This window comes from Phenylobacterium sp. CCH9-H3, from assembly GCF_001557235.1.
Taxonomy (GTDB): Bacteria; Pseudomonadota; Alphaproteobacteria; order Caulobacterales; family Caulobacteraceae; genus Phenylobacterium.
Map to the genome: position 1 here is coordinate 22,406 of NZ_LSJI01000225.1, position 19,486 is coordinate 41,891.

Sequence of the window (19,486 nt, forward strand, 5' to 3'; positions counted from 1 at the left end):
CCGTGATCCAGGGGCCTGCTTCTCTGCCGGAACTGCCAAAACTGCAGCGCGCACGTGGCGCCGGGCGCATCGTCGTGGCCGCCGATGGCGGGCGCACGCGGCTGGTGCGCCTGTTCCAGGACGGCTGCGGCAAGATCCGGCTGCCGCGCGACGCTCGCGCCGTCGGGCTCGAGGCTGTCCTCATCAATTCGTCCGGCGGACTGACGGGCGGCGACCACATGGAGTGGCTGGCCACCGCCGGCGACGGCGGCCGCCTGACGCTGTCGACCCAGGCCTGCGAGAAGGTCTACCGCGCCCGCGATGGCGAGGCTCGGCAGCGGGTCGGCCTGATCCTGGGCGAACGGGCCCGACTCGACTGGCTTCCGCAGGAGACCATTCTGTTCGACGGCGGCGCCCTGTCGCGCACGCTGGAAGCCGACCTGGCTGCGGGCGCGCGCCTGCTGGCGGTTGAGGCGGTGATCCTCGGCCGCACCGCCATGGCCGAGACCGTGCGCCACGGCCTGCTGCGCGATCGCTGGCGGATCCGCCGCGAGGGCCGGCTCGTGTTCGCCGACGATCTGCGCCTGGACGGCGCCATCGCGGAACTGGCCGCCCAGGCGCCGGTGCTGGACGGCGGCCGCGCCTTCGCCTCGCTGCTGCTGGTGGACGAGGATGCCGGGCGCCTGCTGACGCCGCTGCGGGCCGCGCTGGGAAAGCATGGCGGCGCCAGCGTCTTCGATGGCAAGCTGTTCGCCCGCGTCGTCGCGCCCGACGGCTTCGCCCTGCGCGAGGCGCTGCTTCCGGCGCTGGAGATTCTGCGCGACGGCGAGCCCCTGCCCCGGGTCTGGAGGACCTGAATGAACCTGACGCCTCGCGAGAAAGACAAGCTGCTGGTCGCCATGGCCGCCGAGGTCGCGCGCAAGCGTCTGGCCCGCGGCGTGAAGCTGAATCACCCGGAGACGATCGCCCTGATCACCGACTTCGTGGTCGAGGGCGCCCGCGACGGCCGCAGCGTCGCCGACCTGATGGAGGCCGGCGCCCACGTCGTCGGCCGCGGCCAGGTCATGGAAGGCATCGCCGAGATGATCCACGACGTGCAGGTCGAAGCCACCTTTCCCGACGGCACCAAGCTGGTGACCGTCCACCACCCGATCCGCTGAGGAAAACGACGATGCAACGCAAGACCTGGAACAGGATCATTCCCACAGTCGCCGCCCTGTCGGCCACCGTGGTCGCCGGCCTGCCAGCTTCCGCCCATGAGGGCCATCACGAGCACATGGAAGCGGTGCAGGCCCTGCGCCATCTGGTCTCGCAGCCCGACCACCAGATCGCGTTCGCCGCGCTCATCGTCCTGGCCGCGGCCGCCGGCTGGGGCTGGCGCCGGGCGAAGGCGCGCAAGTGATCCCGGGCGAGATCATCCCGGCCGACGGCGAGATCGAGCTCAACGCCGGGGCCGCCGTCGTGACGCTGCGCGTGGCCAACACCGGGGACCGGCCGATCCAGGTGGGCAGCCATTACCACTTCTTCGAGACCAACCCGGCCCTGGGTTTCGACCGGGCCGCCGCCCGCGGCATGCGCCTGGACATCCCGGCGGGCACGGCCGTCCGCTTCGAGCCCGGCCAGTCGCGCGAGGTGACCCTCGTGCCCTTCGGCGGCGCGCGCGTGGTCTACGGCTTCCGGCAAGACGTCATGGGCGGGCTCTGATGGCCCGGATCCCGCGCGCCGCCTACGCCGACATGTTCGGCCCCACCACAGGCGACCGGGTTCGCCTGGCCGACACCGAGCTGTTCATCGAGGTCGAGCGCGACCTGACCACCTACGGCGAGGAGGTGAAGTTCGGCGGCGGCAAGGTGATCCGCGACGGCATGGGCCAGAGCCAGGCGACCCGCGCTTCCGGGACCGCCGACACCGTCATCACCAACGCCCTGATCGTCGACCACTGGGGGATCGTGAAGGCCGACGTGGGCCTGCGCGACGGGCGCATCCTGGCCATCGGCAAGGCGGGCAACCCCGACGTCCAGCCGGGCGTAACCATCGTCATCGGACCAGGCACGGAGGTGATCGCCGGCGAGGGCAAGATCCTGACCGCCGGCGTCATGGACGCCCACATCCACTTCATCTGCCCCCAGCAGATCGAGGAGGCGCTGATGAGCGGCGTCACCACCATGCTGGGCGGCGGCACCGGCCCCGCCACCGGCACCAACGCCACCACCTGCACCCCCGGCGCCTGGCACCTTCAGCGGATGATCGAGGCCGCCGAGGCGTTTCCGATGAACCTCGGCTTCTCGGGCAAGGGCAACGCCAGCCTGCCCGAGGCGCTGGTGGAACAGGTCGCCGCCGGCGCCTGCGCCCTGAAGCTGCACGAGGACTGGGGCACCACGCCCGCCGTCATCGACTGCGCCTTGAGCGTCTGCGACGACCTCGACGTCCAGTGCATGATCCACACCGACACGCTGAACGAGAGCGGCTTCGTCGAGGACACCATCGCCGCTTTCAAGGGCCGGACGATCCACGCCTTCCACACCGAGGGCGCCGGCGGCGGGCATGCGCCGGACATCCTGAAGGTCGCGGGCCTTCCGAACGTGATCCCGTCGTCCACCAACCCGACCCGGCCCTACACCCGCAACACCCTGGCCGAGCACCTCGACATGCTCATGGTCTGCCACCACCTGGACCCCTCGATCCCCGAGGACGTTGCCTTCGCCGAGAGCCGGATCCGCAAGGAGACGATCGCCGCCGAGGACATCCTGCACGACCTGGGCGCGCTCTCGATCATCTCCTCCGACAGCCAGGCCATGGGCCGGGTCGGCGAGGTGTCGGTCCGCACCTGGCAGACCGCCGACAAGATGAAGAAGCAGCGCGGTCCCCTGCCCGGCGACGGCCCCGCCGACAACAACCGGGTGAAGCGCTACATCGCCAAGATCACCATCAACCCGGCCATCGCCCACGGCATGAGCGCGCACATCGGCTCGATCGAACCGGGCAAGCGCGCCGACCTCGTACTGTGGAGTCCGGCCTTCTTCGGCGTGAAGCCGGACCTTGTCATCCTGGGCGGCAGCATCGCCGCAGCCCCCATGGGCGATCCCAACGCCTCGATCCCCACGCCTCAGCCGGTCCACTACCGGCCGATGTTCGCGGCCTACGGGCGCAGCGTGACCCGCTCGTCCGTCGTCTTCACCTCCAAGTTGGCCGTCGAAAGCGGCCTGCCGGCGAAGCTGGGGCTGTGGAAGGAGATGGTGGCGGTGGAAAACGTGCGCGGGGGCCTCTCCAAGGCCTCGATGATCCACAATTCCGCGACCCCGGCGATCGACGTCGACCCCGAGACCTACGAGGTCCGCGCCGACGGCGAGCTGCTCACCTGCGAGCCCGCCGAGGTGCTGCCCATGGCGCAGAGGTATTTCCTGTTTTGACTACGATCACCGACATCCTGCCCGCCGGCGCCTGGACGGGCGATCCCGCCGATCGGGTGACGCTGGACTACGACGGCCGCCACCGCCGGCGGATCGTGCTGACCGGCGCGTCCGGCGCCGAGTACCTGCTGGACCTCGCCGAGGCGACGCACCTGAAGGACGGCGATGGGCTGCAGCTGCCCGGCGGCGGCGTGGTGGCCGTCGTGGCGAGGCCCGAACCGCTTCTGGAGATCACCGCCCACACGCCGGCGGAGTTGATCCGCCTCGCCTGGCATATCGGCAATCGGCACCTCGCCGCCCAGGTCTTCGCCGACCGCATCCTGATCCGCCGTGACCACGTGATCGCCCACATGCTCCAGCACCAGGGCGCGCATGTGCGCGAAGTCATGGCGCCGTTCGATCCGGAAGGCGGGGCCTATCATGACCACGGGGCCCACGATCATGCCCACTGAAGCGCGGCTGCTCCGTCTCCTGACGTGGCTGTCGCCCGCCTTTCCCGTCGGCTCGTTCGGCTTCTCGCACGGGCTGGAGACGGCGATCCGCGAAGGCGCGGTCAACGACGTGCGCTCGCTCACGGGCTGGATCGCGGCCCTGCTCGAGCACGGGTCGGCCTGGACGGATGCGGTCCTGGCCAAGGCCGCCTGGACCGCCGTAACCGCCGAGGACCATGTGGCTCTCGACGAGATTGTCGAGCTCGCCGAGGCGATGGCGCCTTCCCTGGAACGCCGGCGCGAGACCATGGCTCAGGGCGAGGCATTCCTGACCGCCGTCGCGGCCTGGAGCCCGCCGCCCATCATCCACGCGCCCTATCCCGTGGCGCTCGGCGCGGCCGCCGGGGCGGCGTGCCTCCCCCTGGAACCGGCCCTCATGGCCTGGCTGCACGCCTTCGCCGCCAACCTGGTGAGCGTGGCGGTGCGCGCCGTGCCGCTCGGCCAGTCCGATGCTCTGCAGGTGATCGCCGCCCTTGAGCCAGTCATCATCCGCACCGCGGCCCGGGCCGCGGAATCCACCCTGGACGACCTCGGCTCGGCGACGCTCAATTCCGACATCGCCGCCATGCGGCATGAAACCCTGGACGGAAGGCTGTTCGGCTCATGAGCGGCAACGGACCCCTGCGCGTCGGCATCGGCGGGCCGGTCGGCTCGGGCAAGACGACCCTCACCGAGAAACTGTGCAAGGCGATGCGCGACCGCTGGTCCATCGCGGTGGTCACCAACGACATCTACACCCAGGAGGACGCCCTGATCCTGACCCGCCTCCAGGCCCTGCCGGAGGACCGGATCCTGGGCGTGGAGACCGGCGGCTGCCCGCACACGGCGATCCGCGAGGACGCCTCGCTGAACCTTGCCGCCATCGCCGATCTGAACCGCCGTCACCCCGACCTGGACGTCATCTTCATCGAGAGCGGCGGCGACAACCTGGCGGCCACCTTCAGCCCGGACCTCGCGGACCTGACGCTCTACGTCGTCAGCGTCTGCCAGGGCGAGAAGATCCCCCGCAAGGGCGGCCCCGCCATCACCCGCTCGGACCTCCTGATCATCAACAAGACCGACCTGGCCCCGCACGTCGGCGCCGACCTGTCGGTGATGGACCGCGACGCCCGGACCGCCCGCGGCGAGCGGCCCCATGTCTTCACCGACCTTAGCCGGCTGCAGGGGGTCGACGAGGTCATAGCCTTCCTCGCCAAGGCCGGCGGGCTGCCGGTCGCCAAGGCGGCCTGACCGGAAGCACTGCTGCCAGGAAGCTGTCAGCAGCTCTGCGTGAAAGCAGGGTCATGACCCGACCCATGCCCAATCGCCGCACCCTGCTCGCCGCCGGCGCTGCGCTGGCTGCTACACCGGCAAGAGCCGCAGCCGACGATCAAGTCCTCGAACTGCGCCAGTACACCTGCCACCCTGGCGGGCGGGATCGCCTGATCGAACTTTTCGAGCGCACGTTCGTCGCGCCGCAGGAGGCGCTGGGCGCGCAGGTGCTCGGGACGTTCCGCGACCGTGACGACCCCGACCGTTTCGTCTGGCTGCGCGGCTTCGACGACTATGCGGCGCGGCCGCAGGCCCTGGCGACCTTCTATGGCGGCCCGGTCTGGAAGGCCCATCGCGAGGCGGCCAACGCCACCATGCTGGATTCGGACAACGTGCTGTTGCTCAAGCCGGTCGATCCGTGGCGCAGGTCGCGGACCGGCCTGCCGCGCGAAATCCTGATCTACGTCCATTACCTCGACAGCGATCTTGTCGCCCCTTTCGCGGCCTTCTTCGCGGGGACGATGCGGCCGCAGATCGAGGCGGATGGCGGGGAGATCCTGGGAACCTTCGTCAGCGAGACGCGGCCAAACAACTTCCCGGCGCTGCCCGTGCGCGAGCGCGATCGGGTCTTCGTCTGGGCTGCGCATCCGACGGGCGGTGAAGCCGCTTTTCTCGCCCGCCGCCGCGCACGGACAGGTTGGCGCGAGACGGCGGGCGAAACATTGCTGCCGGCGCTGATGCGCAAGCCGGAGTTGCTGCGACTTGCCGCGACCGACGGCTAGCGGGCCACCGTCCCCATGAGCCGCAGCCGGCTGACGCCGCCGTCGGGATAGATATTGAGCCGCACGAACCGGATCGGCCCGAGGTCGGCCAACTCGTCCCGAAAGGCGTGGATGTGGTCGGCCTGCAGCTTCACCTCGGGCAACAGCACCGGCCAGCTCTCGGCCTGGGCCGCCAGCTCGTGCGGCGCGCCATGCGCCCTGGCCGTCGCCTGGATGGAGCAGCGGTCGGGGTAGTTGCCCTTGAAGTGCGCCGTGTCGACGATCACCTCGCCGATCCGGCCGAAGGTCCCCAGCTCCAGGATCGCCCAGTCGTGGCCCGGCTCCCGCCGCCGGCGGGTCTCCCACCCATCGCCCATGTCCACGCCGCGGCCCGGCGCGGTCATGTTCTCGACCCGGCCGAAGTGCTCGTCGTTGGCGATGATGCCGCGGCCGCCCCAGGCCATGGCCATCAGGTCGATGACCTCGCCCTCCGCGACCTTGCTCCAGTCGGGATCCACGCGGCCCCAGACGCGCAGCCGCGCGACGCCGCCGTCCGGATAGATGTGCAGCCGCACATGGGTGGCGGGCGTGGCGTGCTCCACCGGGAACCAGGCGCGGTCGTTCCCCTTCAGCTCCAGCCGCCCCGTGGCCTTGATCCAGCCGGCGTCGTCGCCGGGAAGGGTTTCGCCGGAGACGCACAGCTCGACCTCGGCGCCGGGCGGATAGTTGCCGGTGAAGTGGCGCGTATCGATCTCGAAGCCCGCGACGATGCCGGGCACGCCTAGCTTGACCACGCACCAATCGTGGCCGGGCGTGCGCTTGCGGCGGCTTTCCCAGCCGTCCATCCACTTGCCGTTCTCGTCGTACTTGCCCGGGATGAACACCGGCTCGGTCGGCGCGATCAGCCGCGCCTTGTCGGCGAAGAAGTCGTCGGTGGCGTAGACCACCTCCGAGCCCAGGCGGGGCTGGGCAAGATCCACGAACTGGCGGCGAAGGTCATCGAACATGGGCTTTACGTCTCTAGATCAGGTCGGCGAGGCGGAAGCCGGCGATCCGGTGGATCTGGGCGATAGCCGTCTCGAACTCGGTTTCCGGGTCGTTGGCGAGGCGCGCTTCGAACGCCGCCAGGATATCGCTGCGCGTCGCGCCTTTCACCGCGAAGATGAAAGGAAAGCCGAAGCGGTCGTTGTAGGCGGCGTTCAGCCGCTGGAACGCCTCGAACTCCTCGGGGCTGCACTGGTCGAGCCCGGCGCCCGCCTGCTCGCGGACCGAGGCGTCGGCCATCTTCGCGCGGCTGGCCAGTTCGGGGTGGGCGCGGATCAGGGTCAGCTTCTGCTCCCGCGAGGCGGCGTTCACCACCGCGGCCATGGCCTTCGCCAGGCCCTCGCGATCGGCCGGCGGATCCGGCCACACGCCCTCCGCCACCCAGGGCGAGGCCTCGTAGACCGGTCCGAAGCGGGCGATGAAATCCTCCTTAGCGCCCATGCGGATGCCGCTCCCGCCAGTGCCGGGCGATCTCGATCCGCCGGCAGAACCAGACGTCCTGGTGACCCAGGGCATAGCGGATGAAGCGCTCCAGGCCCGCCATTTTCCCCGGCCGCCCGACGATGCGGCAGTGCAGGCCGATGGACAGCATCTTCGGCCGGTCCTCGCCCTCGGCGTAGAGCACGTCGAAGGCGTCCTTCAGGTAGGAATGGAACTGCTCGCCGGTATTGAGGCCCGTTCCCGAGAAGCGCATGTCGTTGGCCTCCAGGGTGTACGGCACGATCAGGTGCGGGCGCCGCCCCACCTCCGTCCAGAACGGCAGGTCGTCCGAGTAGTCGTCGGCGTCGTAGAGGAACCCACCCTCGGCCGCCACCAGCGCCCGCGTGTTGGGGCTGGTGCGGCCGGTGTACCAGCCCAGCGGCCGCTCGCCCGTCAGCCGCTTGTGGATGTCGATGGCGCGGAACATGTGCTCGCGCTCCACCCGCTCGGGCACGTCCTGGTAGTTGATCCAGCGCCAACCGTGGCTGGCGATCTCGTGGCCCGCCTCCAGCATGGCTTCGACCACGGCCGGGTTGCGCTCCATGGCCATGGCCACGCCGAACACCGTCACCGGCGTCTTGTAGCGGTCGAACAGCCGCAGCAGCCGCCAGACCCCGGCCCGGCTGCCGTACTCATAGATCTGTTCCATGCTCATATGCCGCGCGCCGGCGACGGCGGGCGGATTGATCATGTCGGAGAGGAAGGCCTCGGAGGCCGGATCCCCATGCAGGACGCAGTTCTCGCCGCCCTCCTCGTAGTTCAGCACCATCTGGATCGCGATCCGCGCCCCGCCCGGCCAGTCGGCGTGCGGCGGATCCTTGCCGTAGCCGATGAGGTCGCGTGGGTAACTGGGCTCGGGCATGGTTGTCCGCTTAGCAGGCTTCGTAAGGGGCGCACCGTCGCAATCCTGCGCCACGGTTGCAATTCCCGGCCTCAGGGCGGATTCTGGGCGGCTGGATTTCGGAGTCTTCCTTGAGCGGCCTCACCACCCACGTCCTCGACACCATGCACGGCCGGCCCGCAGCGGGCGTGACGCTGCGCCTGTCGCGCGCGGAACAGGTGCTGGCCTCAGCGGTGACCAACGCCGACGGCCGGGTGGACCAGCCCTTGCTCGATGGCGACGCCCTCACGCCAGGCGCCTACCGTCTCGAGTTCGACGTGGGCGGGTATTTCCGCAGCCTCGGCGTCGCCCTTGCGCGGCCCGCGTTCCTGGAGACCGTGGTCATCGACTTCGGCGTCGCCGAGGCGGGCGCCCACTACCACGTGCCGCTCCTGGTCAGCCCCTTCGCCTATTCGACCTACCGGGGCAGCTGACATGGGCCGGCCGATCCGATTCCTGCTGGACGGCGAGGTGCGAGAGCTGCCCGCCGACACCGACCCGACCCTGACCGTCCTCAACCTGCTGCGCTACCACCTGCGCCTGACGGGCACGAAGGAGGGGTGCGCCGAGGGCGACTGCGGCGCCTGCACCGTGGTGCTGGGCGAGCTCAGCGAGGGCCGCGTGCGCTTCCGGGCGGTGAACGCCTGTATCCTCTTCGCGCCCATGCTGGACGGGCGGGCCCTGTTCACGGTGGAGAGCCTGGGCCGCGAGGGCGCGCTGCATCCGGTCCAGCAGGCCCTGGTGGACCATCACGGCAGCCAGTGCGGGTTCTGCACGCCGGGGTTCGTCATGAGCCTCTACGCCATCCAGCAGGAAGGCGCCCCCGCCGACCCGGCAAGCCTGAAGGACGCCCTGGCCGGCAACCTCTGCCGCTGCACTGGCTATGGCCCGATCCTCGCCGCAGGGCAGGCGATGGGCGAGGCGCCGGCACCGGACATCGCCGCGGCCCTTGAGGCCATCCAGCCCGCCGAAGAGCTCGCGCTCGAGCACAAGGGGCGGCGGTACTTCGCGCCCCGTTCGGCCGATGAGCTGGCGGCCGCGCTCTTGGCGCATCCGGACGCCACGATCCTGGCCGGCGGCACCGACGTCTGCCTCTGGGTGACCAAGCAGCAGCGGATCCTGTCGACCCTCATCTCGCTGAACGAGGCGGCCGATCTGACGGGGGTCGAAGACCTTGGCGACGCCGTCCGGATCGGCGCGGCCGTCCGCTACGTCGACGCCCAACCTGCACTGACAGCGCTCCACCCCGAGTTCGGCGACCTGCTGCGCCGGCTGGGCGGACTGCAGGTCCGCAATCTCGGCACGGTCTGCGGCAACATCGCTAACGGCTCGCCCATCGGCGACATGCCGCCGGCGCTGATCGCGGCCGGCGCGACCCTGGTCCTGCGCCGCGGCTCGACCCGCCGCGAGGTGCCGCTGGAAGCCTTCTTCCTCGCCTACGGCAAGCAGGACCGCCAGCCCGGCGAGTTCGTCGAGGCGGTGATCGTCCCCAAGATCGCCAAGGGCCGAATCTTCAAGATCGCCAAGCTTTCCAAACGCTTCGACCAGGACATTTCAGCGGTGTGCCTGGGCCTGTCGGTCGGCGTCGAAGCCGGCAAGGTGACCGACGCCCGTATCGCCTTCGGCGGCATGGCGGCGACGCCGAAGCGCGCGGCGGCCTGCGAGGCGGCGCTCACCGGCAAGCCCTGGACCCTTGCGACGATCGAGGCGGCGGTCGTAGCGCTGGCCGACGATTTCACCCCCCTCACCGACATGCGCGCCTCGGCCGGTTATCGACTGGAGGCGGCCCGGAACATGATCCGCCGCGCCTACCTGGAGAGCGGCGGCGCGGCGCGTGTGCTGGACGCAGAGGCGGTGGCCTATGGCTGACAGCGGCGGCGCCACGCGTCATCTCCCGGTCCTACACGCGCCCATCGGCCACGACAGCGCGCCACGCCACGTGAGCGGCGAGGCGCTCTATATCGACGACATCCCGGAGCCTCCGGGCCTCGTGCACCTCTACGTCGGCCAGAGCGCCCGGGCCCATGCCCGAGTGACGAAACTCGACCTCGCTGCGGTCCGCGCCGCGCCCGGCGTCGTGGCGCTGCTGACGCCCGCCGACGTCCCCGGAAAGAACGACATCAGCCCCTTCGCCGGCGACGACCCGCTGTTCGCCGAGGGCGAGGTAAAGTTCCAGGGCCAGGCGCTGTTCTGCGTGGTCGCCGAGACCCTGCCCAAGGCCCGCGCCGCGGCCGCCATGGCCGTAGTGGAATACGAGGACCTGCCGCCGCTGCTGACCGCCGAGGCCGCGGTCTCGGCCGGCGCCTTCATCGAGCCCACCCAGACCATCCGCCTGGGCGACGCCCGGACCGCCATCGCCGCGGCGCCCCACCAGCTATCGGGCCATCTCCAGGTCGGCGGGCAGGAGCACTTCTATCTCGAAGGCCAAGTGGCCCTGGTGGTCCCGGGCGAGGGCCGGGACCTGCACGTCTGGACCTCCACCCAACACCCGACGGAGACGCAAGCCATCCTGGCCCGAGTGCTGGGCTGCGCCGATGGGGACATCACCGTGGAGGTCCGCCGCATGGGGGGCGGCTTCGGCGGCAAGGAGACCCAGTCGGTGCAGTGGGCCGCCATGGCCGCGCTGGCCGCGAAGCTGACCCGCCGCCCCGCCAAGATCCGCCTCGACCGCGACGACGACATGGTCATGACGGGCAAGCGGCACGATTTCGAGATCGACTGGACGCTCGGCTTCGACGGCGACGGCAAGCTGCAAGGGGCCGCCTTCGAATTCGCCTCCCGGTGCGGCTTCTCCGCCGACCTCAGCCACGCCATCAACGACCGGGCGATGTTCCATGCGGACAACGCCTATGCCCTGCAGGCGGCCGAGATCGTCAGCCACCGCGCCCGCACCCACACCGTCTCCAACACCGCCTTCCGCGGCTTCGGCGGGCCGCAGGGGATGATGGCCATCGAGCGGGCGCTCGACGCTGTGGCTCTGTCGCTGGGCAAGGACCCGCTGGATGTGCGCCTGGCCAATCTCTACGGCGTCGCGGGCGACCTTACGCCCTACGGCCAGACGGTCACCGACGCGGTGGCCCGCGAGATCATGATCGAGCTGGAGGCCAGCTGCGACTACCGCGCCCGCCGCGCCGCCATCGCCGCCTGGAATGCGGAGAACGACCACCTGAAGCGCGGGATCGCCCTGACGCCCGTGAAGTTCGGCATCTCCTTCACCACCACCTACCTCAACCAGGCCGGCGCCCTGGTGCACGTCTATACCGACGGCTCGATCCACCTGAACCACGGCGGGACCGAGATGGGCCAGGGGCTCAACATCAAGGTCGCCCAGGTCGCCGCCGACGCCTTCCAGGTTCCGCTCGCCAGCGTGAAGATCACCTCGACGCGCACGGACAAGGTGCCCAACACCTCCGCGACCGCCGCCTCCTCCGGCAGCGACCTCAACGGCATGGCGGCGCTGGACGCCTGCGAGCAGATCAAGGCCCGCCTCGCCGACTGGGCGGTCCAGAGCTACGGCCATGCGCCCGTCTTCACGGAGAGCGGCGTGCGCCTGGGCGCCGAGCTCCTGAGCTTCCGCGACTTCGTGCACGAGGCCTATGTGGCTCGCGTCTCGCTGTCGGCGGCGGGCTTCTACAAGACCCCGGACATCCACTACGACCGGGTCACCCACAAGGGCCGGCCGTTCTACTACTACGCCTATGGCGCGGCCTGTTCGGAGGTGGTCGTCGACACCCTGACCGGCGAGAACAAGGTCGTCCGCGTCGACATCCTCCACGACGTGGGCCGCTCGCTGAACCCGGCCATCGACCTCGGCCAGATCGAGGGCGGATTCATCCAGGGCATGGGCTGGTTGACCACCGAGGAGCTGGTGTTCGACGACGAGGGGCGCTTACGCACCCACGCCCCCTCGACCTACAAGATCCCCACCGCCGGCGACCGACCGAATGAGTTCAACATCGCCATCTGGCAGCCGGGCGAAAACCGCGAGAACACCATCCACCGCTCCAAGGCCGTGGGCGAGCCGCCGCTGATGCTGGCGATCTCGGTCTTTTCCGCCCTGACCGACGCGGTGGCGAGCGTGGGGTGCCATAAGGTCATGCCGAACCTGGACGCCCCCGCGACGCCGGAACGCATCCTGGCGGCCTGCAACGATGTCCGCCGGAGAGCAGCCAATGGCTGACTGGATCGGGCAGGCCCTGGCCTCCGCCCGGCGCGGCGAGGCGCTGGCGATGGTGACCGTCGTGGGGGCGCAGGGCTCCACGCCGCGCGAGATCGGCGCGCGCATGCTGGTCTGGCCCGACCGTTTTACAGGCACCGTCGGCGGCGGCTCCCTTGAGCGCCAAGGTCTCGACCAGGCCCGCCGGCTGCTGCGCCAGGCTGAGCGCCGCCATGCGCTGCAGGACTATCCGCTGGGCCCGCTGCTGGGCCAATGCTGCGGCGGCCATGTGCGCCTGCTGGTCGAGCGGGTGGACGCAGACAGCCTCCCCTGGCTGGAGCCGGCCGCCGCGGCGACCAGGCCCTTCGCCCTGACAGCCAGATTCGAAGAGGGCGGCATGACCCGCGCCGTCGAGGCCGAAGTTCCGGCCGCCGACAGCCCGCGCATTCCGATCCCGGAGGTTCGCTGCGTGTCCGAACTGATCCGTCCCACCCTGCCGCGCCTCGTCATCTTCGGCGCCGGCCATGTGGGCCAGGCCGTGGCCCGCGCCTTCGCGCCCCTGCCCTTCCACCTGGATTGGCTGGCCAGCCGCGAGGATCTGCGCCCCGAGGCCAGCGGAACCCGGGCCACGATCCTCGACGAGGATGAACTGGTGGAGGCGGCGGAGGCGGCGCCGGCCGACACGCTGTTCGCCATCTTCACTCACAGCCACGACCTGGACTATCGCCTGACCCGGGCGGTACTGGCCCGCGGAGACTTCCGCTACCTCGGCCTGATCGGCTCGCGGACCAAGCGCGCGCGCTTCGAAAGCCGCCTGCGGGCCGACGGGGTCGCCGACGCCGAACTCGCCCGCCTCACCTGCCCCATCGGCATCGCCGAACTGAAGAGCAAGGCGCCCGCCGTGATCGCCGTCGCCCTGGCGGCCGAGCTCTTGAAACTGACCGAAGACACCGCCGAATGATCGCCGACCTCGAAGCCTGGGCGAACCTGGCGATCCGCTGGCTGCACCTGGTCGCCGGCATCGCCTGGATCGGATCGTCCTTCTATTTCATGTGGTTGGACAGCCATCTGAAGCCGCCCAAGGTTCCGCGCGGCGAGGGCGTGGCCGGCGAGCTGTGGAGCGTCCACTCCGGCGGCTTCTACCACCAGATGAAGTTCATGGTGGCCCCGGCCGACATGCCGGAGGAGCTGCACTGGTTCAAGTGGGAGGCCTACACCACCTGGATCTCGGGCTTCCTGCTGCTCAGCCTGATCTTCTACGTCGGCGCCGACCTCAACCTGATCGACAAGACCAAGGCCGACCTGGCCACCTGGCAGGCGATCCTGCTGGGCCTGGGCAGCTTGGCGGCCGGGTGGCTGGTCTACGACGGCCTCTGCCGCTCACGGATCGGCCAGAACCTTCGGCTGTTCGGCGCGGTCTGGTTCCTGGTTCTCACCGCCGCCGCCTTTGGCCTCACCCGGGTCTTCTCCGACCTCGGCGCTTTCATGCACGTGGGCGCCATCATCGGCACGGTCATGGCGGCCAACGTCTTCCTGATCATCATCCCGAACCAGCGGAAGGTGGTGGCCCAGGTCCTGGCCGGCCAGGCGCCCGACCCATCGCTGGGCAAGCAGGCCAAGCAGCGATCCGTCCACAACAACTACATGACCCTGCCGGTGCTGTTCATCATGATCAGCAACCACTATCCGATGATCTTCGCCGCCCCGCTGAACTGGCTCTGGCTGGCGGGGCTGGGGATCGCCGGCTGGACGATCCGCCACTTCTTCAACCTCAAGAACGCCGGGCGGGTGGAGCCCCAGATGCTGCTCTACGGCGCCCTGGCCTTCGTCACCGTCGCGGTGCTGAACGAGAGCGCCCGGCCCAAGCCGCCCACCGTGGCGGAGGTCCCCGCCTATGCCACCGTCCGCGCCATCGTCGACAAGCACTGCATCGCCTGCCACGCCGCCCACCCCACGCACCGCGGCGTGCCGGTCGCGCCCAACGGCACGATGTTCGACACCGACGCCGGCCTGCAGCAACACGCCGAGAAGATCTACACCCGCGCGGTCGCCACCCAGTCCATGCCGCTGGGCAACGAAACCCAGATGACCGAAACCGAACGCGCCCAGCTCGGCGCCTGGATCAAGGCCGGCGCGAAGGTGGGCGGATGATGGTGGGCCATCCCAGGTCCTCCCCCCTTGGGGGAGGTCCGCGCGCAGCGCGGGGCGGGGGTTTCAGGCAGGGCGGAACGTCCGTTGGCTTGAGCCCCCTCTCGCTTCGCGAGCTCCCCCCGAGGGGGAGCATCTATCATGCGTAACCTCACCCCCGAGCCCCTGACCGCCGACGCCTTCGCCCCATTCGGCGACGTGATCGAGGCCTGCGACCGGGCCGAGGTCATGCCGATCAACTACGGCTGGACCACCCGCTTCAACGCCTTGGCTGACGTGGCCGTGGGCGACGGGCACGCCATCCTCAGCATCTTCCGCTCCAAGCCCCTGACGCCGCCGGTACTGAAGATCTTCGAGCGCCACCCCCTGGGCAGCCAGGCCTTCATGCCGCTGAATGGGCGGCCGTTCCTGGTGGCGGTGGCGCCGCCGGGCGACTTCGATCCCGCCGCGGTGCGGGTCTTCCGCGCCGCCCCCACCCAGGGCGTGAACTACGCCAAAGGGACCTGGCACCACTTCCTGCTGGCCCTGGAGGCCGAGAGCGACTTCCTGGTCGTCGACCGCGAGGGGCCCGGCGAGAACCTGGACGAGGTCGAGCTGCCCGAGGCGGACTGGATCGCCGTCGACCCATGACTCGCCACGCCTATCGCGCCGCCCTGCTCCACATGCTGGACGACCCCTCCCGCGCGCCCGCGGCGGAGGCGCACGCCTATCATCCCGACGGCCTGCTGTTGGTCGAGGACGGCCATGTGGCCGCCTTCGGCGCCTGGGCGGACCTCGCACCCACCCTGCCCGCGGACACGCCGGTCGAGCACCTGCCGGGCCGGCTGATCACACCCGGGTTCGTGGACGCCCACGTCCACTATCCGCAGGTCGACGTCATCGCCGCCTGGGGGGCGCAACTCCTGGACTGGCTGAACACCCACACATTCCCGGCGGAGCAGGCCTTCGCCGACCGGGCCCATGCCGAGGCGGTCGCCCAGGTGTTCTTGGACCAGCTCCTCGCCAACGGCACCACCAGCGCGCTGGCCTTCTGCACCGTCCACAAGGCCTCGGCCGAGGCGCTGTTCGCGGCGGCCCTGGACCGCAACATGCGCCTCATCGCCGGCAAGGTGCTGATGGACCGCGAGGCGCCGGCCGGGCTCACCGACACCATCGACAGCGGTCGCGAGGACACCCTGGCCCTGATCCGCGCCTGGCGGGGCCGCGGCCGGCTGGGCTACGCCGTGACGCCCCGGTTCGCCGTCACCTCCACCGACGCCCAGCTCGCCATGGCGGGCGAGGTGCTGGCCGCCCATCCCGACGTCCTGCTGCACACCCACATGTCGGAGAACCACGCCGAGATCGCACGCGTGGGCGAGCTGTTTCCCTGGGCGCGGGATTACCTGGACGTCTACGACCGCTTCGGCCTCGTGGGGCCGCGCTCGGTCTTCGCCCACTGCGTCCACTGCGACGAAGGCGTGATGGCTCGGATGGCCAGGGCCGGCGCCTCCGCCGCCTTCTGCCCCTCCTCCAACCTGCTGCTGGGCAGCGGCCTCTTCAGCCTCAAGCGCGCCTGCGCCTGCGGACTGAACACGGCCCTCGCCACCGACGTGGGCGGCGGCGGCAGCTTCTCCCTGCTCCACATGATGGGCGAGGCCTACAAGGTGGGCCAGCTTCAGGGCGACAACCTCGATCCCCTCCACGCCTTCTACCTGGGCACGCTGGCGGGCGCCCGGGCGCTGCACATCGACGGCCGCGTCGGCAACCTCCTGCCCGGCAAGGAGGCGGACTTCGTGGTCCTGGACCTGACCGCGACGCCCTTGCTGGCTCGTCGCACCGCCCGAACAAGGACCCTGGCCGAGACCCTGTTCGTGCTCGCCGTGCTGGCAGACGACCGGGTTGTCGAGCGCACCTATCTGATGGGCCGGCTGGCGCACCAGCGCGCCTAGCGTTTGGCCTTCGCGTTGGCGTCAGCCGGAAACGGGTGGGCAACGTGGAACATCGTTCCGCCCTGCGGCGCTGCCCAGAATCCGATGAGGAACGGCTCTCGACGGCCACAGAGCGATACGATCCAACGCTCGTGGACCTCCTTCGCCCCCTGAACAAACTCGTGGTTCATGTCCGGCCGATAATTGTCTGGGAGAATTTCGGCTTCGACGCCCTCGATCACACCACAATCGAACTTGCCCAGGCCGACGAGTTGGACCTGCTTCAATGCATCTTTGGCGACAGCCATGTCGACCGTCGTCGTCCCGGTGAAACGGAAGGTCTCGGCGCGCGTCACGCCGGCGACGCCTGCGGAAAACGCCGCCAACAACAAGATTCGACTTCTCACCAGTAACAGACCCACCTGAATTGCCGCCTAAAGGCGTACGACGAGGGCAACGCACAAGCAACGCGAACTCTCCGCACCTTGTGGGTTGCGCACATCGTGCGGTTCGGCCCCATTGCGGGCAAGCTTGAGCGGAGCTGCGATGCGATCCCTTTTCCTTGCCCTGACGATTCTCCTCGCGCCTCTGCCGGCGCTGGCCCAGCCCAAGCCCATCCCGATCAAGGTGGTGGTGATCGCCGCGTTCGAGATCGGGGCGGACACCGGCGACAAGCCGGGCGAGTTCCAGCACTGGGTCGAGCGGTACCCACTGGCCGAGACGGTGAAGATCCCCGGCGTCGAGCGGCCGGCGCGCCTTTCCAAGGACGGCGTCCTCGGAATCACTACCGGCATGTTCGGCCGGGCGCGAGGCTCGATGGCCGCGCTGCTGGCCGACCCGCGGTTCGACTTCTCCCGGAGCTACTTCCTGATGGCCGGCATCGCCGGCGTGGACCCCAAGGCCGGGTCCATCGGCAGCGCCGCCTGGTCCGATTGGGTGGTGGACGGCGACCCGGTCTACGAGATCGACGACCGCGAGATCACGCCCGGCTGGCCCTGGGGCCTCTACGCCTTCAACAGCAACAGCCCGGCCGAGAAGGGCAGCGGCGAGGGCGCCAGCGGCATGGCCTGGCGACTGGACCCTGGCCTGACCCAATGGGCCTACCAGCTGACCCGCGACACGCCCCTGCCCGACGGTCCCCAGCTGGCGGCCGAACGCGCGGGCTTCCGCGCCGAGCCCGCGGCTCAGAAGCCGCCCGGGGTCTTCGTGGGCGCGAGCCTGGCCACCGTACGCTTCTGGCATGGCCCGCGCCGGACCCAGTGGGCGCGCGAATGGGTCCGGCTGCAGACCGACGGCGCCGGGGTCTTCGCCATGAGCGACGGCGAGGACCAGGCCGTTCTCGACACCCTCCATCTGTTCGCCCAAGACGGCCGGGTCGACCCGCGCCGGGTGCTCGTGCTGCGGACGGCCAGCAACTACACCTGGCCTGGCGAGGGCAAGCCGATGCGCGTCGAGTTCGCCGACGGCGGGTTGGACGCCGCGTTCGAAGCCGCCTACCGCGTGGGCGCCCCGGTCGTGAAGGCCCTGGTCGCGGGCTGGCCCACCTACGAAACCACCCTTCCGAAGGCCCGGCCGTGAGCGTCCTCGAAAAGACCTTCCAGCTCCGCGAGCGCGGGACCAACATCCGGACCGAGGTGCTGGCCGGCGCGACCACCTTCCTGACCATGGCCTACATCGTCCTGGTGAACCCCGCGATCCTGGGGACCACGGGCATGCCCATCGCGGGGGTGGCGGCGGCCACCTGCCTGGCCGCCGGCGTCGGCTGCCTGCTGATGGGCTTCCTGGCCAACTATCCGATCGCGCTGGCGCCCGGCATGGGCCTCAACGCCTACTTCGCCTTCACCGTGGTGGGGGCAATGGGCGTGCCCTGGCAGACCGCGCTGGGGCTGGTCTTCATCTCAGGCATCCTGTTCATCGTCCTGACGGTGGCCGGCGTCCGACAGCTGATCGTCAGCGCCATACCGCGGGCGCTGTTCTCGGCCATCGCGGCCGGCATCGGCCTCTTCATCGCCTTCATCGGCCTGCGGGGCGCCGGCCTCGTGGTCGCCAACCCGGCCACGCTCGTCAGCCTCGGCGACATTCATGCGCCGACCACCCTGCTGGCGCTGCTGGGCCTGGCCATCCTCTCCGTCCTGTTGGTGCTGAAGGTGCGCGGCGCGATCTTCATCGGCATCGTCGCCACGGCCATCCTGGGCTGGATTTTGGGCCTGGCGACCTGGGCCCCGCAGCCGTACAGCCTGGATGAGATGACGGGCACGGCCCTGCAGCTCGACATCCCCGCCGCGCTGGGGATCGGCGGCCACGGCTTCGGCCTGGCCCTGCTGGAGATCCTGTTCGTCTTCCTGTTCGTCGACCTCTTCGACAACGTCGGCACCCTGGTCGCGGTGTCCAAGAAGGCCGGGCTGATGCGGCCGGACGGGTCGATCCCGCGCCTCAACCGCATCCTCTTCGCCGACGCCGGTGCGACCGTCGTGGGCTCGCTTGCCGGCACCTCCACCGTGGTCAGCTACATCGAGAGCGCCTCGGGCGTCTCCGCCGGCGGCCGGACGGGCCTGACCGCGGTGGTCACCGGCCTGCTGTTTCTGGCGACCCTGTTCGTCGCGCCCTGGGCCCAGGTGATCCCGGCCGCGGCCACGGCGCCGGCGCTGATCCTGGTCGGCGCGATGATGATGGGGCCGCTCACCGAGATCGACTGGGACGACCCGGTGGTGGCGATCCCGGCCTTCCTCACCCTCGTGACGATCCCGCTGACCTTCTCCATCGCCAACGGCCTGGCGTTCGGCGTCATCGCCTATGCGGTGCTGAAGCTCGCCAGCCGGCGGGTCGCGAAAGCCGACTGGCTGCTCTTCGCCCTCGCCGCCCTGTTCGTGGCGCGGTTCGTCTACATGGCCGTGGAGGCTTGATTCTTTTTCCGCTCATCCTGGCGAAAGCCGGGACCCAGATCGCAAACGCCGACGCTGGCGGGATCCACTCTGAGCC

22 protein-coding genes are annotated in these 19,486 nt (G+C 70.1%); 18 read left to right on the forward strand and 4 right to left on the reverse strand.

Annotated elements, in window-relative coordinates:
* The first annotated feature begins 2 nt into the window (after window positions 1-2).
* From AX721_RS19580 to AX721_RS19620, 9 genes are read left to right on the forward strand one after another with little or no spacing between them, the layout of a single operon-like run.
* A complete protein-coding gene (locus tag AX721_RS19580; protein ID WP_068877656.1) occupies window positions 3-836 on the forward strand; it encodes an urease accessory protein UreD in 834 nt (277 codons plus the stop codon).
* Window positions 837-1,139, forward strand: a complete 303-nt coding sequence (locus AX721_RS19585; protein WP_068877657.1) for an urease subunit gamma — start codon at window positions 837-839, stop codon at window positions 1,137-1,139.
* 11 nt (window positions 1,140-1,150) lie between these two features.
* Window positions 1,151-1,381, forward strand: coding sequence for a hypothetical protein (locus tag AX721_RS19590; protein ID WP_068877658.1), 231 nt, complete (start codon window positions 1,151-1,153; stop codon window positions 1,379-1,381).
* Window positions 1,378-1,683, forward strand: a complete 306-nt coding sequence (locus AX721_RS19595) for an urease subunit beta (protein ID WP_068877659.1) — start codon at window positions 1,378-1,380, stop codon at window positions 1,681-1,683. The genes AX721_RS19590 and AX721_RS19595 overlap by 4 nt, the downstream gene beginning before the upstream one ends.
* Window positions 1,683-3,389, forward strand: coding sequence for an urease subunit alpha (gene ureC / locus AX721_RS19600; RefSeq protein WP_068877660.1), 1,707 nt, complete (start codon window positions 1,683-1,685; stop codon window positions 3,387-3,389). The genes AX721_RS19595 and ureC overlap by 1 nt, the downstream gene beginning before the upstream one ends.
* Entirely contained in the window at window positions 3,386-3,841 is a 456-nt protein-coding gene (locus AX721_RS19605; protein ID WP_197422652.1) for an urease accessory protein UreE, read from the forward strand. Before ureC ends, AX721_RS19605 begins: the two co-directional genes overlap by 4 nt.
* Window positions 3,810-4,487 (forward strand): urease accessory protein UreF, encoded by a 678-nt coding sequence (locus AX721_RS19610; RefSeq protein WP_068877661.1) that lies wholly within the window; start codon window positions 3,810-3,812, stop codon window positions 4,485-4,487. The genes AX721_RS19605 and AX721_RS19610 overlap by 32 nt, the downstream gene beginning before the upstream one ends.
* Complete coding sequence (gene ureG / locus AX721_RS19615; RefSeq protein ID WP_068877662.1) at window positions 4,484-5,110, forward strand: urease accessory protein UreG; 627 nt, start codon at window positions 4,484-4,486, stop codon at window positions 5,108-5,110. Before AX721_RS19610 ends, ureG begins: the two co-directional genes overlap by 4 nt.
* Window positions 5,111-5,163: 53 nt before the next feature.
* Complete coding sequence (locus tag AX721_RS19620) at window positions 5,164-5,913, forward strand: NIPSNAP family protein (protein ID WP_068877663.1); 750 nt, start codon at window positions 5,164-5,166, stop codon at window positions 5,911-5,913.
* Here the strand turns inward: AX721_RS19620 and alc are convergent.
* Genes alc through puuE form a run of 3 tightly spaced genes read right to left on the reverse strand, consistent with a single transcriptional unit; the run spans window position 5,910 to window position 8,278 of the window.
* Window positions 5,910-6,899 carry an allantoicase gene (gene alc, locus AX721_RS19625; RefSeq protein ID WP_068877664.1) on the reverse strand — a complete coding sequence of 330 codons (990 nt, stop codon included), beginning with the start codon at window positions 6,897-6,899 and terminating at the stop codon, window positions 5,910-5,912. The genes AX721_RS19620 and alc overlap by 4 nt on opposite strands.
* A gap of 13 nt (window positions 6,900-6,912) precedes the next feature.
* Window positions 6,913-7,377, reverse strand: coding sequence for a 2-oxo-4-hydroxy-4-carboxy-5-ureidoimidazoline decarboxylase (uraD, locus tag AX721_RS19630; RefSeq protein WP_068877665.1), 465 nt, complete (start codon window positions 7,375-7,377; stop codon window positions 6,913-6,915).
* Window positions 7,367-8,278 (reverse strand): allantoinase PuuE, encoded by a 912-nt coding sequence (gene puuE / locus AX721_RS19635; protein ID WP_068877666.1) that lies wholly within the window; start codon window positions 8,276-8,278, stop codon window positions 7,367-7,369. The genes uraD and puuE overlap by 11 nt, the downstream gene beginning before the upstream one ends.
* 110 nt (window positions 8,279-8,388) lie before the next feature.
* Between puuE and uraH the strand changes: the two genes are divergently transcribed.
* From uraH to guaD, 7 genes are all read left to right on the forward strand, one after another.
* A complete protein-coding gene (uraH, locus tag AX721_RS19640) occupies window positions 8,389-8,730 on the forward strand; it encodes a hydroxyisourate hydrolase (RefSeq protein ID WP_156467273.1) in 342 nt (113 codons plus the stop codon).
* Window position 8,731: 1 nt separating this feature from the next.
* On the forward strand, window positions 8,732-10,165 hold the full coding sequence (gene xdhA, locus AX721_RS19645) for a xanthine dehydrogenase small subunit (protein WP_068877667.1): 1,434 nt from the start codon (window positions 8,732-8,734) through the stop codon (window positions 10,163-10,165).
* Window positions 10,158-12,476, forward strand: a complete 2,319-nt coding sequence (gene xdhB, locus AX721_RS19650; RefSeq protein WP_068877668.1) for a xanthine dehydrogenase molybdopterin binding subunit — start codon at window positions 10,158-10,160, stop codon at window positions 12,474-12,476. Before xdhA ends, xdhB begins: the two co-directional genes overlap by 8 nt.
* On the forward strand, window positions 12,469-13,413 hold the full coding sequence (gene xdhC, locus AX721_RS19655) for a xanthine dehydrogenase accessory protein XdhC (RefSeq protein ID WP_068877669.1): 945 nt from the start codon (window positions 12,469-12,471) through the stop codon (window positions 13,411-13,413). Before xdhB ends, xdhC begins: the two co-directional genes overlap by 8 nt.
* A complete protein-coding gene (locus tag AX721_RS19660) occupies window positions 13,410-14,603 on the forward strand; it encodes a urate hydroxylase PuuD (protein ID WP_068877670.1) in 1,194 nt (397 codons plus the stop codon). Before xdhC ends, AX721_RS19660 begins: the two co-directional genes overlap by 4 nt.
* 138 nt (window positions 14,604-14,741) lie before the next feature.
* Window positions 14,742-15,230 carry an ureidoglycolate lyase gene (locus AX721_RS19665; protein WP_068877671.1) on the forward strand — a complete coding sequence of 163 codons (489 nt, stop codon included), beginning with the start codon at window positions 14,742-14,744 and terminating at the stop codon, window positions 15,228-15,230.
* Window positions 15,227-16,528, forward strand: coding sequence for a guanine deaminase (gene guaD / locus AX721_RS19670; RefSeq protein WP_068877672.1), 1,302 nt, complete (start codon window positions 15,227-15,229; stop codon window positions 16,526-16,528). The genes AX721_RS19665 and guaD overlap by 4 nt, the downstream gene beginning before the upstream one ends.
* Here guaD and AX721_RS19675 read toward each other — a convergent pair.
* Window positions 16,525-16,899, reverse strand: coding sequence for a hypothetical protein (locus AX721_RS19675; protein ID WP_068877673.1), 375 nt, complete (start codon window positions 16,897-16,899; stop codon window positions 16,525-16,527). The two genes, guaD and AX721_RS19675, sit on opposite strands and share 4 nt — an antisense overlap.
* Window positions 16,900-17,053: 154 nt before the next feature.
* Between AX721_RS19675 and AX721_RS27520 the strand changes: the two genes are divergently transcribed.
* Window positions 17,054-18,085, forward strand: a complete 1,032-nt coding sequence (locus tag AX721_RS27520; RefSeq protein ID WP_068877674.1) for a purine nucleoside permease — start codon at window positions 17,054-17,056, stop codon at window positions 18,083-18,085.
* Window positions 18,082-19,410 (forward strand): NCS2 family permease, encoded by a 1,329-nt coding sequence (locus tag AX721_RS19685; protein ID WP_156467274.1) that lies wholly within the window; start codon window positions 18,082-18,084, stop codon window positions 19,408-19,410. The genes AX721_RS27520 and AX721_RS19685 overlap by 4 nt, the downstream gene beginning before the upstream one ends.
* Window positions 19,411-19,486: the final 76 nt, after the last annotated feature.

Coding starts and splice junctions, on each gene's coding strand:
- AX721_RS19585 (WP_068877657.1), top strand. CDS start 837: ATGAACCTGACGCCTCGCGAGAAAGACAAGCTGCTGGTCGCCATGGCC.
- AX721_RS19590 (WP_068877658.1), top strand. CDS start 1,151: ATGCAACGCAAGACCTGGAACAGGATCATTCCCACAGTCGCCGCCCTG.
- ureC (WP_068877660.1), top strand. CDS start 1,683: ATGGCCCGGATCCCGCGCGCCGCCTACGCCGACATGTTCGGCCCCACC.
- AX721_RS19610 (WP_068877661.1), top strand. CDS start 3,810: ATGACCACGGGGCCCACGATCATGCCCACTGAAGCGCGGCTGCTCCGT.
- ureG (WP_068877662.1), top strand. CDS start 4,484: ATGAGCGGCAACGGACCCCTGCGCGTCGGCATCGGCGGGCCGGTCGGC.
- AX721_RS19620 (WP_068877663.1), top strand. CDS start 5,164: ATGACCCGACCCATGCCCAATCGCCGCACCCTGCTCGCCGCCGGCGCT.
- alc (WP_068877664.1), bottom strand. CDS start 6,899: ATGTTCGATGACCTTCGCCGCCAGTTCGTGGATCTTGCCCAGCCCCGC.
- uraD (WP_068877665.1), bottom strand. CDS start 7,377: ATGGGCGCTAAGGAGGATTTCATCGCCCGCTTCGGACCGGTCTACGAG.
- puuE (WP_068877666.1), bottom strand. CDS start 8,278: ATGCCCGAGCCCAGTTACCCACGCGACCTCATCGGCTACGGCAAGGAT.
- xdhA (WP_068877667.1), top strand. CDS start 8,732: ATGGGCCGGCCGATCCGATTCCTGCTGGACGGCGAGGTGCGAGAGCTG.
- xdhB (WP_068877668.1), top strand. CDS start 10,158: ATGGCTGACAGCGGCGGCGCCACGCGTCATCTCCCGGTCCTACACGCG.
- xdhC (WP_068877669.1), top strand. CDS start 12,469: ATGGCTGACTGGATCGGGCAGGCCCTGGCCTCCGCCCGGCGCGGCGAG.
- AX721_RS19660 (WP_068877670.1), top strand. CDS start 13,410: ATGATCGCCGACCTCGAAGCCTGGGCGAACCTGGCGATCCGCTGGCTG.
- AX721_RS19665 (WP_068877671.1), top strand. CDS start 14,742: ATGCGTAACCTCACCCCCGAGCCCCTGACCGCCGACGCCTTCGCCCCA.
- guaD (WP_068877672.1), top strand. CDS start 15,227: ATGACTCGCCACGCCTATCGCGCCGCCCTGCTCCACATGCTGGACGAC.
- AX721_RS27520 (WP_068877674.1), top strand. CDS start 17,054: ATGCGATCCCTTTTCCTTGCCCTGACGATTCTCCTCGCGCCTCTGCCG.